Here is a 13,265-nt window from a genome sequence, read left to right as displayed (position 1 = left end):
TCACTTTCAAAGGAGTGCATTATGCGGAATTTATTCGCCCTTACACTTTTCACCCTTACACTGCTCGCTTCACCTGTCTTCGCCGGGTTCACGCGCGTTAATGCGCCCAATCCCGACGATCCGATGGATGTACATATCTACAAACTCGACAATGGTCTCACCATTTATCTCACTGAAAACCACGAAGAACCGCGTTTTTATGCCGAAATCCCCGTGCGTGCGGGAAGCAAACACGATCCCGCTGAATCTACGGGACTGGCGCATTATTTGGAACACATGCTTTTTAAGGGTACGCAAAATATCGGGACATTGAATTACAAAAAAGAAAAGGCCCACATTGACCGCATTATTGCGCTCTACGAAGATCACTTCAGCGAAACCGATCCCGAAAAACGCAAAGCCATTTATGCAGAGATCAACAAAGCATCTCAACAGGCGGCGCAATACGCTATACCCAATGAACTCGACAAACTCTACAAAGCTATGGGCGAGAGTGGCTTGAATGCACACACATGGCACGAAGAAACCGTGTACAAAGTGGGTTTGCCCAGCAATTATCTCAAACACTGGGCAAAAATTGAGTCCGAACGGTTTCAAAATCCCGTATTTCGCTTGTTTCAGCCCGAATTGGAAGTTGTATATGAAGAAAAAAACCGCACATTGGACAACAAAGGCTGGCTCATCAGCGAGGCTGTGAATAAACATCTGTACAAAAAGCATCCCTACGGCCAGCAAACCACGATTGGCGAGGTGGCGCATCTCAAAAATCCCTCGCTTAAAAATATGTACCAGTTTTACGACACGTATTACGTGCCTAACAATATGGCGATTTGTATTTCGGGTGATATTGACATCGACGCGACTATTAAACTGATTGACGAACATTTCTCAGCATGGAAATCCAAAGATATTCCCGCGCTCCAAACATGGGAAGAACCGCCTCTTAAAGGTGCTGAGCGCGTCACGGTCAAATTTCAGGGCGAAGAATATGTACTTCTGGCTTTTCGCACAAATCACCGCAGTCACAAAGACGCCGAGGCACTGAAGCTGATTGATATGATTCTGGACAATCGCACTGCGGGGCTTATCAATCTCAATCTCGTGCAGCAGCAGAAAGTACGACGCGCGGGTAGTTATCCCTACTTACACAATGACTACGGCACGCAATATCTGTGGGGGATTCCGAAAAGAGATCAAACACTCGCCGAAGTTGAGCAACTGCTGTTGGATCAAATTGCCATGATTAAACGCGGAGAATTTGACGAAAGCCTGCTGTCCGCGATTGTCACGGATTTTAAAAAGAACCAAAAACGGGGCCTGGAATCCAATCGCAGTCGGGTCAGACAAATGACCAGTGCATTTTTGGGATTTGCCGAATGGGATCAAGAGGTTGCTGAAATTGCCCGTATGGAAAAAATCACGCGAGAAGATATCGTACGTGTAGCCAATCATTATTTTGGCGAGGACTATGTTGCGGGCTATCGCATTGACGAACAACACGAATTGCCCAAAATCGAGAAGCCCAAAATCGACAAAATTGATATTGATCCTACGCGGCAATCCGAATTCGCAAAAGATGTGCTGGCTATGTCTGCGGATGAGCTTTCACCGGTTTTTGTCACCGATAAAGACTATACCATTGCACAGGTGCGAGACGGTGTAAAACTCTACTATGTGAAAAACCCGGTTAATGATCTCTTCACGTTCACGCTTAGCGTAGATATGGGGACGTATCAGGATAACCGACTCAGCACGGCCAGATCGCTCCTGGACAAATCTGGTGCTGACGATCTGTCTCCCGATGCGCTGAAAAAAGAATGGTACAAACTGGGTACGGATTTCAATATTGGCGTGTCAGATAATGAGACCAATATCAGTATTTCCGGCTTAGATGAAAATTTTGCGGCATCTCTTTCGCTGATGATGAAATATATCCAGAACCCGACTACTGATCAGACTACGCTCGATGAACTCGTCAAAATTACCCTCGCGCAACGCGAAGATCAAAAGAAAGACCCCCGATCTTTGCGCAATGCCCTGCGTTTGTACAGTCGTTATGGCGACAATTCGTCGTATAAACGCCGCATTTCTTCTGAGGCATTGCAAAGGCTCACGGTTATAGAATTACACGGTTTGATATCCAGCCTGCCGACCTATGAACATGCTCTGATTTACGGTGGTTCCAGGCCGCTGGATGAGGTTCTTGCGACGATCAAAGCGCATTTTCCCAACGGTGGTGACTTAAAAATGCCTCCTGCTTATGAACGTCTCGTAGTTCACGCGCCAGATAAAACCGAGATTCGATTCTTTCACAAAGAAACGGCGCAGTCTCAGGTCTTTGTCGAGTCTGGAGGCGTCGTGTTCGATGCAGCACTCCGTCCGGCTATTGATCTCTACAATGATTATTTTGCCGGGGGTATGTCGGGTATTGTTTTTCAGGAATTGCGCGAGGCTCGAGCACTGGCTTATTCTACATTTGCGCGGTATGACCTCGGCGATCGCAGTAATGATCAGAATGTCATGTGGGGATATATTGGTTGCCAGGCGGACAAAACCTCGGAGGCTGTTGCTGCACTGGTCGAGTTGATTGACGATTTGCCCGAATCTCCCGAGCGTTTTTCAGAAGCCCAAAATTCTGTGGTTAATCGCTATCGCGTCGCCAAGATTAAATACCGCGAGTTGCCCGGTGTGTTGCGTATTTGGGAACGCCGCAACCAGACGCCCGATCCGCGAAAAGAGCGGTTTGATCACATTCTCCAGGCTGAGATGCCGAGTGTGCTCGATTTCCACAAGCAGCATATTGCCAAACGCCCCAAGCTCATTTCTATTATGGGCGACACGACCAAATTTGATCTCAATAGTCTGAGCACTCTCGGTACGATTACGCCCGTGACACTGGATGATTTGTTTGTGGATTAGGAGTGGTCAGATGAAAATTACTGAGATAAAAACATATCATTTGCGCTATCCCTTGCGAGAGAAGATCGCGATTTCGAGGGGATGGTCCACGAGCCGACAGGCGCAAGTTGTGGAGATCGCTACAGATAGTGGTCTGATTGGGTGGGGTGAGGGGACAGGCGATGTCCATCGATCTGCGATTGACGCGCATATTATGGGGCGCAGTCCGTTTGATTGTGGTGCGATCTATCAGGCGTTGTCCGATGATGGGGTAAGCCCGAAGGCGATCAGTGGGGTAGATATTGCGCTGTGGGATTTGATGGGCAAGGCTCTCGATATGCCGGTGTATCAATTATTGGGGGGAAAGGTGAGAGACAAGATTCCCGCGTATGCCACCGGGTTATTTTGCATAGACCGCCCTGATGTGACACAGGCTCTTGTCGATGAGGCAAAAGGGTATGTCGATATGGGTTTTTCTGCGATGAAAATGAAGATCGGATTTGGCGCGGCTTACGATGTGAAAAATGTAACGGCAATTCGGCAGGCGATAGGTCCCGATGTGTTGTTTGCCGTGGATGCCAATTGCGGATATGATGTGGGTACGGCTATTGATGTGGGTCACAAGATCGCACATAATGATTTGTTCTGGTATGAAGAACCGATACCAACGGATGATGTGCGCGGGTATTTGCAGGTGAAAGATGCGTTGCCTATACGCATTGCGGGCGCGGAAGGGCTGGGTGGACGTTGGGCATTCCGCGAGTTGATCCAGCAGCGGGCACTGGATATTGTGCAGCCCGATATCAGTATTGCAGGTGGGTTTAGCGAGTGTCGCATTATTGCGGCGATGGCGAGCGCAAATTATGTGCGGGTTTTGCCGCATATGTGGGGCAGTCATATTCGACTGGCGGCGACTGTCCACTGGCAGGCTACTATTCCCGATGCACCGGATGCGTTGAACCCCTTTCCTTCCCTGTTTGAATACGATATGACGGAGAATGGGTTGCGGACGGAGTTGGCTGTGAATCCGATCCAGGCGGTGGATGGCGAAGTGCCCGTGCCCGATGCACCGGGATTGGGGATTGAGATTGATCGAGGTGTGCTGGAAAAATACGCTGTTTGAGTTGGTTATTGATAACACAAACACAAGGAATAGAGATGAAAATTCACGAATATCAGGCTAAAGAAATTCTCAGATCTTTTGGCGTGCCCGTGCCAAATGGCGCGGTTGCTCGTACGCCCGAAGAGGCCGAAGCGATTGCCAAAGACCTCGGTGGGGCAGTGGTTGTCAAGGCTCAGATCCACGCGGGTGGGCGCGGTAAAGGGGGCGGTATTAAACTCGCAGCCGATCCGGCCGAAGCTGGAGAAGTGGCATCAGAAATTATTGGCATGCAACTCGTTACCCCTCAAACGGGTTCTGAAGGGCAAAAGGTCAAATCTGTTTGGGTGGAAAATGCGACGGATATTGACCGCGAATTGTACCTGGGCATTGTGCTGGACCGCGCGCAGTCGCGTCTGGTCGTTATGGCTTCCAGTGAGGGTGGGATGGATATTGAAGAGGTGGCTGCGACGACGCCGGAAAAAATTCTCAAAGAGGTCGTTCATCCCGGCGTGGGGCTTCAGCCCTTTCAGGCGCGGCATCTCGCACTCGGTCTGGGGCTTGAAGGCGATCAACTCAAACAGGGAGTCTCATTTATCACCGCCCTTTACAATGCATATATAGAGACCGATTGTTCGCTTGCTGAAATTAATCCCCTCGTTGTGTCCAAAAGCGGTGAGGTTCTGGCTCTGGATGCCAAGATGAATTTCGATGATAGTGCGATGTATCGCCATTCTGATATCTATGAATTGCGCGATGTTGACGAGGAAGATCCGCTTGAGGTCGAGGCTTCAAAATACGATCTCAATTATATCAAACTCGACGGGGAAGTCGGCTGTATGGTCAATGGCGCGGGTCTGGCGATGGCTACGATGGATATTGTCAAATACGCGGGGTCGTCACCGGCAAATTTTCTCGATGTTGGCGGGGGTACCAATGTCGAGCGCGTCAAAAATGCGATGCGTATTCTCACGTCCGACGAATCGGTCAAAGCTGTGCTTATCAATATTTTTGGCGGTATTGTGCGTTGCGACCGCGTGGCAGAAGGCGTTGTTGCCGCGCTTGAAGATATCGAAATCAATGTGCCGCTGGTGGTGCGATTGCAGGGGACCAATGCCGAAGAAGGCGCGCAAATTCTCGAAAATTCAGGTCTTGAATTTACCGTTGCCCGCAAGCTCCAGGAAGCCGCTGAGGCTGTTGTTGCGGCTGTACAGAATGCCGCATAGACCTGTGTTCAGGGCGTAAAATGAAAAGGGGCGCATGATGACAGTGCGCTCCTTTTTGGTGTGTCTCATATTGACAATATGGCAATAATCCAGACAATATGGCAAGGTGTTCAAAATATTATAAATTTTACACTGAGAGTAAATAATTATTTTATATTAAATTACAGTTTTTCGGACTTTATGGTATATATATTGCTTTATAAAATGGATGTTCATCCTACCAATCTAAATCAGAGGGTCTGTTATGCCGACTTATGAATATGCGTGTACTGCATGCGAGCACGAATTTGAAGCTTTTCACTCTATCACTGCCGAACCCATTCGTTTGTGTCCCGAATGCGGTGAGCAAAAGGTCGAGCGTCTTATCAGTGGTGGTGCAGGTCTGATATTTAAGGGGTCGGGCTTTTATATCACCGATTATCGCAGTGATGGATACAAAGAAGCAGCTAAAAAGGATAAAGAAGCATCTAAAGAGAAAAAATCTGACACAAAAAAATCAGAGACAAAAAAGACCTCTGAGTCTAAAAGTTCGGATACCAAAGCAGCATAAAAAATAGAGATGATATTTTTTCATATCCCGTGCTCTAGCATGGGAGCCAAATAAGGAGAATCCTGTAATGAGCAACGTAATAGGCATTGATCTGGGAACGACCAATTCGTGTGTCGCTGTGATGGAAGGCGGCGACCCGGTTGTTATTCCAAATTCAGAAGGGGGACGGACCACGCCCTCTGTAGTTGCATTCGCACAAGATGGGGAGCGCCTCATTGGTGAGGTTGCCAAACGACAGGCTGTGACCAATCCGGCCAAGACCATTTATTCTATCAAGCGATTTATGGGGCGCCGCCGCGAAGAGGTGAGCACTGAAATTTCCGAAGTGCCCTACACGGTCGCGAGTGACGCCAATGGGCTGGCATCGGTACAGCTCGACGACAAGACATATACCCCGCCTGAGATTTCGGCAATGGTGCTTCAAAAAATGAAGCAAACCGCCGAAGATTATCTCGGCGAAACCGTCACGCAGGCTGTGGTCACGGTTCCCGCATATTTTAATGATGCACAGCGACAGGCCACCAAAGATGCCGGCAAGATTGCTGGCCTTGATGTGTTGCGCATTGTCAACGAACCAACTGCTGCATCACTGGCTTATGGTCTGGACAAAAAGAGCGATGAAAAAATCGCGGTTTACGACCTCGGTGGTGGCACATTTGATATTTCCATCCTCGAACTGGGCGATGGCGTTTTTGAAGTCAAATCCACCAATGGTGATACCCATTTGGGCGGCGATGACTTTGATCAGCGCGTCATTGACTTTCTGGCCGAGGAGTTTTTAAAAGAAAATAGCGTGGATTTGCGCCAGGATCCCATGGCTTTGCAACGCCTTAAAGAAGCGGCAGAAAAAGCCAAGTGCGAACTATCGAGTTCCGCATCTACCGATATCAATCTTCCGTTTATCACGGCTGATGCATCTGGCCCCAAGCACCTCAATGTTAACCTGTCACGCGCGCGATTTGAACAACTCGTCGATGATCTCGTCGAGCGCACAAAAGGGCCCTGTGAACAGGCTATTCGGGATGCTGGCCTTTCGGCTTCTGATATTGATGAGGTGATTCTGGTGGGTGGTTCAACGCGCATCCCCAAAGTACAGGAAATTGTGCAGGGAGTTTTTGGCAAAGAGCCTAACAGGGGGGTAAATCCCGATGAAGTCGTCGCCATTGGTGCGGCTATTCAAGCGGGTGTGCTCTCTGGGGATGTGACCGATGTGCTGCTGCTCGATGTGACGCCGCTCTCGCTGGGTATTGAGACGCTCGGCGGCGTGATGACGCGCCTTATTGATCGCAACACCACAATTCCGTCGAAAAAGGCCGAAGTGTTTTCAACTGCTGCCGACAGCCAGCCTTCGGTGGAGATTCACGTTTTGCAGGGCGAGCGCGATATGGCGTTAGATAACCGTACCATTGGCAAGTTTCATCTCGATGGTATTCCGCCCGCGCCGCGCGGTGTGCCGCAAATTGAGGTCGCATTTGACATCGATGCAAATGGCATTCTCAATGTTTCGGCAAAGGACAAGGGTACGGGCAAAGAGCAGAATATTCGCATTGAGGCTTCGTCGGGATTGTCAGACGCAGAAATTGATAAGATGGTCAATGACGCACAGGCCAATGCGGCTGAAGACAAGAAGAAACGCGAGGCCGTAGAGATCAAAAATGCGGCGGAGCAGCAAGTGCATCAGACCGAGAAGCAGATGGAGGAGATGGGGGACAAGGTCAGCGCTGAGACGAAGTCCAAAGTGACCGAGGCCGTTGACAAGGTCAAAGACGCCCTCAAGAGTGAAAATGTCGATGCGATTAAATCGGCGAATGAAAATCTCACCCAGGTCTGGCATCAGGTTGCGAGTGAACTCTATCAACAAGCCTCAGCAGAGGAGGGACCTCAGGGTGCGCCAGGAGAGCCGCCACCTGGTGGTGCAGAAGGTCCCAGACAGAGCGACGATGGGACTGTTGATGCTGAATATGAAGTTGTAGATGATAAGAAGAAGTAAAGGTTGGATATCAAAATAAAACGCCGAGGGCAAACGTCCTCGGCGTTTTTGTTTAAGTAGGGGAGCGCTAATCACGATGCTTTTTCAATTGTCACGCGAATTGCACTCAGGGGTTTGATGAACCGGAACCTGACGGTTTTGCTGCGTGTGTCAAATCCGCCTGTGCCAACATCCTGGCTCGACAATTCCCGCAAAAAGTTTGCGACCCAGGGTGTGTCGCGTTGCCATTGCGGTACGGCATTTTGAATAAATAAGCGCACGAGGTCTGCATTGTGGTTCAAGTCGGCATCGGATATATCGAGTACGGTTACCATAATTTCGGATCGCAACAAATCGGCTTCTGGACCCCAGAACTCCAGTACGACTTGTCCGCTGCCCGTTGCGCCAAAATGGCGCGGCTGTCCCTCGAGGGGATCGACTTCTTCCAGTATCAGATCATCGGGCATGCCCGCAATCATGCCATCAATAGATAGGGCGCCGGGAGATGGTTGCGTTGTTTGTGTTTCTTGTGTCACTTGCGGTTCAGTTGCGGGCTGAGTCGGGCGCACTACAGGCCGTTTTTTTCGAGTTCCGGAACGACGCGCGAGGTCTTTTTGCAAAGCTGCACGCACAGCTGCGGCGTCTCCGACATAATTGCCGTGTACCCATCCTTCAGTTTTTCCATCTGTGCGTACACGTAACCAGGGATTGGCTCTTTCAAAAATTTCCAGTTCGCGACCACGCTGCAAGCGCTCAACGACCTGCGATTTTGTCGTTGGCTTTTCGCGCAAATTCAGAATTGCAACGGTGACATAGACTTTTTCTTTGGGTAATAGATAATCACAGCCACTTAAACTCGCCAGGAGTACACAAAAAAGGCCGACAAAAAATCGGTCGGCCAAAAATCTCAACCGCACCATCAATGATTCCTCCGCAAAAATCTCTGTGGATATTTTTTCTGGATTGAAAATATCGGAAATGCGATTGTGGTCAAGGATTAAATTTCACTTTTAATCCAGATATGTCATTTGTGAGGTTTGAGGCCATTTGCATTGCTCGGGTGCATTTGTCGCACTTGCCCATTCCCGAATGACTTCCAGATCCCTTCTTTTTTCCAGCATTTTTTCTGCAACCCACTCCGGGTCCCATCTATCCAGTACTTTTGCTGTTAGTTCTTCTCGAATCGCCTGACATTCGCTGTCGTCCGCCCGATTGTGTATTTCTTCAGGATCTTCGGATAGATTGAATAATTGCGGATCATAGCCGTGATAGTAAATCAGTTTCCAATCGCCTTGTCGAATCATGCGCTGGTAATGGCCTTCGTAGATACAGTATTCTGAAAAGGCAATATCTTCCCAGGTATCTACTTCACCGCGCAGCAATGGCAACAGGCTGCGCCCGCGCGAATGGGGCAATTCGGGTGCGTCCAATGCGTCGAGCATGGTCGCATTTAAGTCCAGTGCGCTGATGACGCGGTTATTGACCTGTCCTTTGGGCAGCGCATCGGGCCAGAAAATAATTGCCGGTACTCGAACAGATTCTTCGTAAAATGTTCGCTTCATCCACAATGCTTTTTCACCCACATGTTCGCCGTGGTCTGATGAATATACGATCATTGTGTTCTGTGTAAATCCATTCTTTTCTAATGCCTCCAAAAGTTGTCCGATCATGCGGTCCATTGCCGTAACCAGTGCCCAGTAAGCTGCGCGGGCGCGCGTGGTGTCGGCATCGTCAATTTCCAGGAAATTGTTTCGGTCTCGCCACCATTGAAAAAAGGGATGCGACTCATCGCCCATTGGTTTGGGATGTTTTGGGGGTGTAATCACATCGATGTACTGATCGTAATCTGCTTTTCGCGCAATATAAGGCGAGTGTGGTAGCATATATCCCACGTGCAAACAAAAGGGGGTATCCGTTTGTCCGCTGCGTTTTTTTATCCCTTCTCGATTGATAAAATCAATTGCTGCTGCTGTCACATCTTCATCGTGTACTTCGTAACCGCTCTGGCCCGCACCTGATTTTTGAACCGATTGGATTAAGTTGCTGGGGGCATCGCCTGTGCCCGGGTAATTTGAAGAATGATCTCCAATGGGACGATCCACATACCCGTGCAACTGGTCTGTGCCCAGAGCGTGCATGCGCCCTATGAGCACGGGGTGGTAGCCCGCTGCGCCCATTGCATGCGCGAGGGTAGGTCGTCCCGAATCCAGGATGTGATGGTTTGTCCACACTTCATTTTCATAGGGATACCGTCCCGTTAGCATTGACATCCGCGATGGCGTGCATACAGGCGATGGACAATAGGCATTGTTAAATCTCACCCCCTGTGCAGCGAGTGCATCCAGATGGGGCGTTTGGACGAGTGGATCGCCATAACAACCGAGTACTTTTGGGCTGTGCTGGTCTGAGTGGATGTAGAGCAAGTTTGGTCGGTTCATGTTTGAGTCCTTTTTACCAGTACACAGAAGGCAGGCAGCGGTTGCCCGTGCCTGCCATTATTTTGCGGATCAAGCGTGAGACAGCTATTTCTCACTCGCAGCTACCGTATTTACCAATCTGCCGATGCCCGAGATTTCAATTTCCACAGTGTCGCCTGGTTGCATATAGGTTCCCGTTGTATCGCCCACGCCCGAAATTGTGCCTGTGCTGATCAGATCGCCCGGTTCGAGGGTGATAATTGCCGAGATGTATTCGATAATTTTATCTACGGGATACAACATTTGTCCCGTGTTATTGTGCTGTTTGCGGTCGCCATTCACATACGTGCTGATGTCGAGGGTGTGTGGGTCTGTGATCTCGTCAGATGTTACGATCCACGGTCCTTGCGGTGCAAAGGTGTCCAGCCATTTGCCGTTTAACCAGTCGAACCATTCATCTCTTGGTCGGCTATCCGTGCGCTTTTTAATTTCTAACATGCGCTCGGAGACATCGTTCATGACCGTATAACCCGCGACATAATCCAGCGCGTCTTCTGCCTGTACGCCTTTTGCTTCTCGGCCTATTACGACGGCCAATTCGCCTTCCCAATCTACGCCTCTTGCGATGGGGGGGATCAAAATTTGATCGCCCGGTCCGATTACTGTCGATGTTGGAGGCTTCATAAATACGCGCGGGGTTTCCTTGTCCTGAATTTGCATCTTGGTCGTGCCGCTTTCTTCAATATGATCCTGATAATTGCCCGCCAGGCAGAATAATTTGCGCGGATTGGGCATTGGTGCGCTCAACTTGACGTCGCTGATGGCGAAACTGGTCTCGCCATCTGGTTTGCCATTCAAACGCTTTTCGGCATCAGCCGCCGCCTGTTGTGCCGCAGACCGTCCTTCTGATCCGGCTTCGAGAAGGGTCAGCATATCCGTGAAAAAGGGAGGGTTTTCTGATTGGGCTAACGCTCTGTCTGCTGCTGCGAGATCGACGATAATCGAATCATCTGCAACGACTGCGCCAATGGATTCTGCACCGCCGACTGAATAAGTCGCGAGTTTCATATTTTCTCCTTGTGCGAGTGATCAATGACTGGTAAATGACAATGGAAATGTCGGTTCTTGTGCCTGCTTTTGCGTAGGGGTTTCTATTTTTTGATGATAATATTCTTCGACGAATTGCGCCAGATTTTTGCTCGCCTCTTCAAAGACAATTTTGCCCTTTTCTGCGGTTGCTTTTTCCGCCTCGCCCATCACGCCCGAATCCGTATATTGACTCGTCCATTCAATGATGCCCACAGGTCCTCTGCTGAATAAATCGGTCCAGACAAATTTGGATCCCCGTTTATTGGTTCTGGCGATTTCGCTCTTGATTTTATCCTTGCGCACGCTTTCTGGAGACAAATGGAGTAACATGGATGTTTCCAATTCGCCCGCATGCGAACATCCGCCGGGAAATACGCTCTCTCGCCATTCTTTGTCAAAGTCCGGATCGACTTTGAGCAATTGCCACCACGAGCAGAAGGCGCAACTCGCATCTGTTTCTACGATTGTGCGCCGGGCGACCATTTCGACTAAGTTGTGGTTAGAACCGTGTCCGTTGACGAGGATCATTTTTTTGAAGCCGTGATAGGCAAGGCTTTTGCAGATGTCCAGCAGGTACTGAATGAAGTGTTCGTAGTGTATATTCAGCGAGCCGGGAAAATCCATGACGTGGTGTACATAACCATAACTCACAGGGGGTAGCACCAGGCTGTATTCCGGCTTTAAGCGCGCGCCTTCGGTCGCCACGGCATTGGCACATAGATGATCGACTTTCAAGGGCAAGTGATGCCCGTGTTGTTCGACTGCGCCGGTTGGGATAATCGGAATTTTTCCCATTTCCACCGCTTCGTTTACTTCGGGCCAGGTCAGTTCGTCAAATTTGTAGATATCTTTTACAGAGGCCATTTTTTCACCTTTCTAAGTGGTCAATTACAACTACTTCACCAGGAACTTCGTCACCACATCTTCGTCCAGATCCACGCCCAGTCCGGGTTGATCTGTCAGATGTAACACACCATTTCGAAATGTCATCTCGTGTTGTGCCAGTTTTTGTGCCAGGGGAGATGGTGCTCGCGTGTATTCTGTCAGCGGTTGTTCGCTCGCTGCTGCCCATTGGGCAGAGGCTGCCAACAAGACCCCGGTGCCAAATGCGTGCGGCACGGCACGCGCTCCCGTTTCTTTTGCTAATTTTTCAATTGCCAGACCGCCGGTAATTCCGCCTACGCGTCCCAGGTCGGGTTGTACAAAGTGGAGTTTGCCATTGTGTAGCAAGTCGGCGTATTCGCTTACCAGAGTCATTGCTTCGCCTCCTGCAATTGGGATGGATGACTGAGTTGAGAGTTCGCCATATCCCTGCACGTCAAATGGATGCAATGGCTCCTCGAGCCAGAATACATTGTATTTTTCAAATCGCGCCACGCGCTCCAACGCGGTTTCCGCATCCCACGCGCGACCGGCATCTACCATCAAATTTACATCTGGTCCCAAAGCCTCTCGTGCCGCTGCGACCAATGCCTCGTCTAAATCTGCATCTGGTCCCATTGGCGCCCAGCCGTATTTTACAGACTGGTAGCCTTGCGATAGAAATGCCTCTGCTGATTCTTGTACTAATTCCGGACGCTCGGGCCACAGGACGCTCGCATAAGCGGGCACTGCATCTGCAGCATCTTCTCGCAATAGCTTGCGCACGGGTTTGCCTTCGGCTTTGCCCCGAATATCCCACAGTGCCATGTCAATGCCACTCATAGCCTGTCGCGCCACGCCGCCTGGACCATACCATGATACGCCTTCGATCATGGCGTTGTGAATTGCGTCAAAATCCAGCGCGTCCATGCCGGTTACTATCGCTGATAGGCCATGGCGAAATGGCGCAGAGCGCGGTGCTTCAATTACGGCTTTGGCTACATAGGAACACGATACGACTTCACCCAATCCCGTTATGTCCGCATCGGTATGTACCCGCACGATCAGGCAGTCCTGAGTCCCATCGGCCGCTTCTACAATTTCTGGCAGTCGCAAATGAATGGCTTCAATATGGGTAATTTTCATATATCACCTT

General features: G+C 49.8%; 10 protein-coding genes. 5 read left to right on the top strand and 5 right to left on the bottom strand.

Annotation, left to right across the window (positions count from 1 at the left end; genetic code table 11):
• The first annotated feature begins 21 nt into the window (after positions 1 to 21).
• From OXH16_14375 to dnaK, 5 genes are all read left to right on the top strand, one after another.
• On the top strand, positions 22 to 2,919 hold the full coding sequence (locus OXH16_14375; protein MCY3682584.1) for an insulinase family protein: 2,898 nt from the start codon (positions 22 to 24) through the stop codon (positions 2,917 to 2,919).
• A 10-nt stretch (positions 2,920 to 2,929) separates the two neighbouring features.
• Positions 2,930 to 4,021 (top strand): mandelate racemase/muconate lactonizing enzyme family protein, encoded by a 1,092-nt coding sequence (locus OXH16_14370; GenBank protein ID MCY3682583.1) that lies wholly within the window; start codon positions 2,930 to 2,932, stop codon positions 4,019 to 4,021.
• A 35-nt stretch (positions 4,022 to 4,056) separates the two neighbouring features.
• Positions 4,057 to 5,223 carry an ADP-forming succinate--CoA ligase subunit beta gene (gene sucC / locus OXH16_14365; GenBank protein ID MCY3682582.1) on the top strand — a complete coding sequence of 389 codons (1,167 nt, stop codon included), beginning with the start codon at positions 4,057 to 4,059 and terminating at the stop codon, positions 5,221 to 5,223.
• Positions 5,224 to 5,467: 244 nt separating this feature from the next.
• Entirely contained in the window at positions 5,468 to 5,773 is a 306-nt protein-coding gene (locus tag OXH16_14360; protein ID MCY3682581.1) for a zinc ribbon domain-containing protein, read from the top strand.
• A gap of 67 nt (positions 5,774 to 5,840) precedes the next feature.
• Positions 5,841 to 7,763, top strand: coding sequence for a molecular chaperone DnaK (gene dnaK / locus OXH16_14355; protein MCY3682580.1), 1,923 nt, complete (start codon positions 5,841 to 5,843; stop codon positions 7,761 to 7,763).
• Between the two features lie 71 nt (positions 7,764 to 7,834).
• Here the strand turns inward: dnaK and OXH16_14350 are convergent, their stop codons facing one another.
• From OXH16_14350 to OXH16_14330, 5 genes are all read right to left on the bottom strand, one after another.
• The gene (locus OXH16_14350; GenBank protein ID MCY3682579.1) at positions 7,835 to 8,662 is read right to left on the bottom strand and encodes an SH3 domain-containing protein; all 828 of its coding nucleotides are present in this window, start codon (positions 8,660 to 8,662) and stop codon (positions 7,835 to 7,837) included.
• 90 nt (positions 8,663 to 8,752) lie between these two features.
• A complete protein-coding gene (locus OXH16_14345) occupies positions 8,753 to 10,180 on the bottom strand; it encodes a sulfatase-like hydrolase/transferase (GenBank protein ID MCY3682578.1) in 1,428 nt (475 codons plus the stop codon).
• 84 nt (positions 10,181 to 10,264) lie between these two features.
• Complete coding sequence (locus OXH16_14340) at positions 10,265 to 11,227, bottom strand: fumarylacetoacetate hydrolase family protein (GenBank protein MCY3682577.1); 963 nt, start codon at positions 11,225 to 11,227, stop codon at positions 10,265 to 10,267.
• Between the two features lie 21 nt (positions 11,228 to 11,248).
• Complete coding sequence (locus OXH16_14335; GenBank protein ID MCY3682576.1) at positions 11,249 to 12,112, bottom strand: creatininase family protein; 864 nt, start codon at positions 12,110 to 12,112, stop codon at positions 11,249 to 11,251.
• A gap of 30 nt (positions 12,113 to 12,142) precedes the next feature.
• Positions 12,143 to 13,255: a mandelate racemase/muconate lactonizing enzyme family protein gene (locus tag OXH16_14330; GenBank protein MCY3682575.1), complete on the bottom strand. Its 1,113-nt coding sequence runs from the start codon at positions 13,253 to 13,255 to the stop codon at positions 12,143 to 12,145.
• Positions 13,256 to 13,265: the final 10 nt, after the last annotated feature.

The sequence above is a fragment of the Gemmatimonadota bacterium genome (assembly GCA_026705765.1).
Classification (GTDB): domain Bacteria; phylum Latescibacterota; class UBA2968; order UBA2968; family UBA2968; genus VXRD01.
This window is presented reverse-complemented; position numbering and strand designations above follow the sequence as displayed.

Coding starts and splice junctions, on each gene's coding strand:
- OXH16_14375 (MCY3682584.1), top strand. CDS start 22: ATGCGGAATTTATTCGCCCTTACACTTTTCACCCTTACACTGCTCGCT.
- OXH16_14370 (MCY3682583.1), top strand. CDS start 2,930: ATGAAAATTACTGAGATAAAAACATATCATTTGCGCTATCCCTTGCGA.
- sucC (MCY3682582.1), top strand. CDS start 4,057: ATGAAAATTCACGAATATCAGGCTAAAGAAATTCTCAGATCTTTTGGC.
- OXH16_14360 (MCY3682581.1), top strand. CDS start 5,468: ATGCCGACTTATGAATATGCGTGTACTGCATGCGAGCACGAATTTGAA.
- dnaK (MCY3682580.1), top strand. CDS start 5,841: ATGAGCAACGTAATAGGCATTGATCTGGGAACGACCAATTCGTGTGTC.
- OXH16_14350 (MCY3682579.1), bottom strand. CDS start 8,662: ATGGTGCGGTTGAGATTTTTGGCCGACCGATTTTTTGTCGGCCTTTTT.
- OXH16_14345 (MCY3682578.1), bottom strand. CDS start 10,180: ATGAACCGACCAAACTTGCTCTACATCCACTCAGACCAGCACAGCCCA.
- OXH16_14340 (MCY3682577.1), bottom strand. CDS start 11,227: ATGAAACTCGCGACTTATTCAGTCGGCGGTGCAGAATCCATTGGCGCA.
- OXH16_14335 (MCY3682576.1), bottom strand. CDS start 12,112: ATGGCCTCTGTAAAAGATATCTACAAATTTGACGAACTGACCTGGCCC.
- OXH16_14330 (MCY3682575.1), bottom strand. CDS start 13,255: ATGAAAATTACCCATATTGAAGCCATTCATTTGCGACTGCCAGAAATT.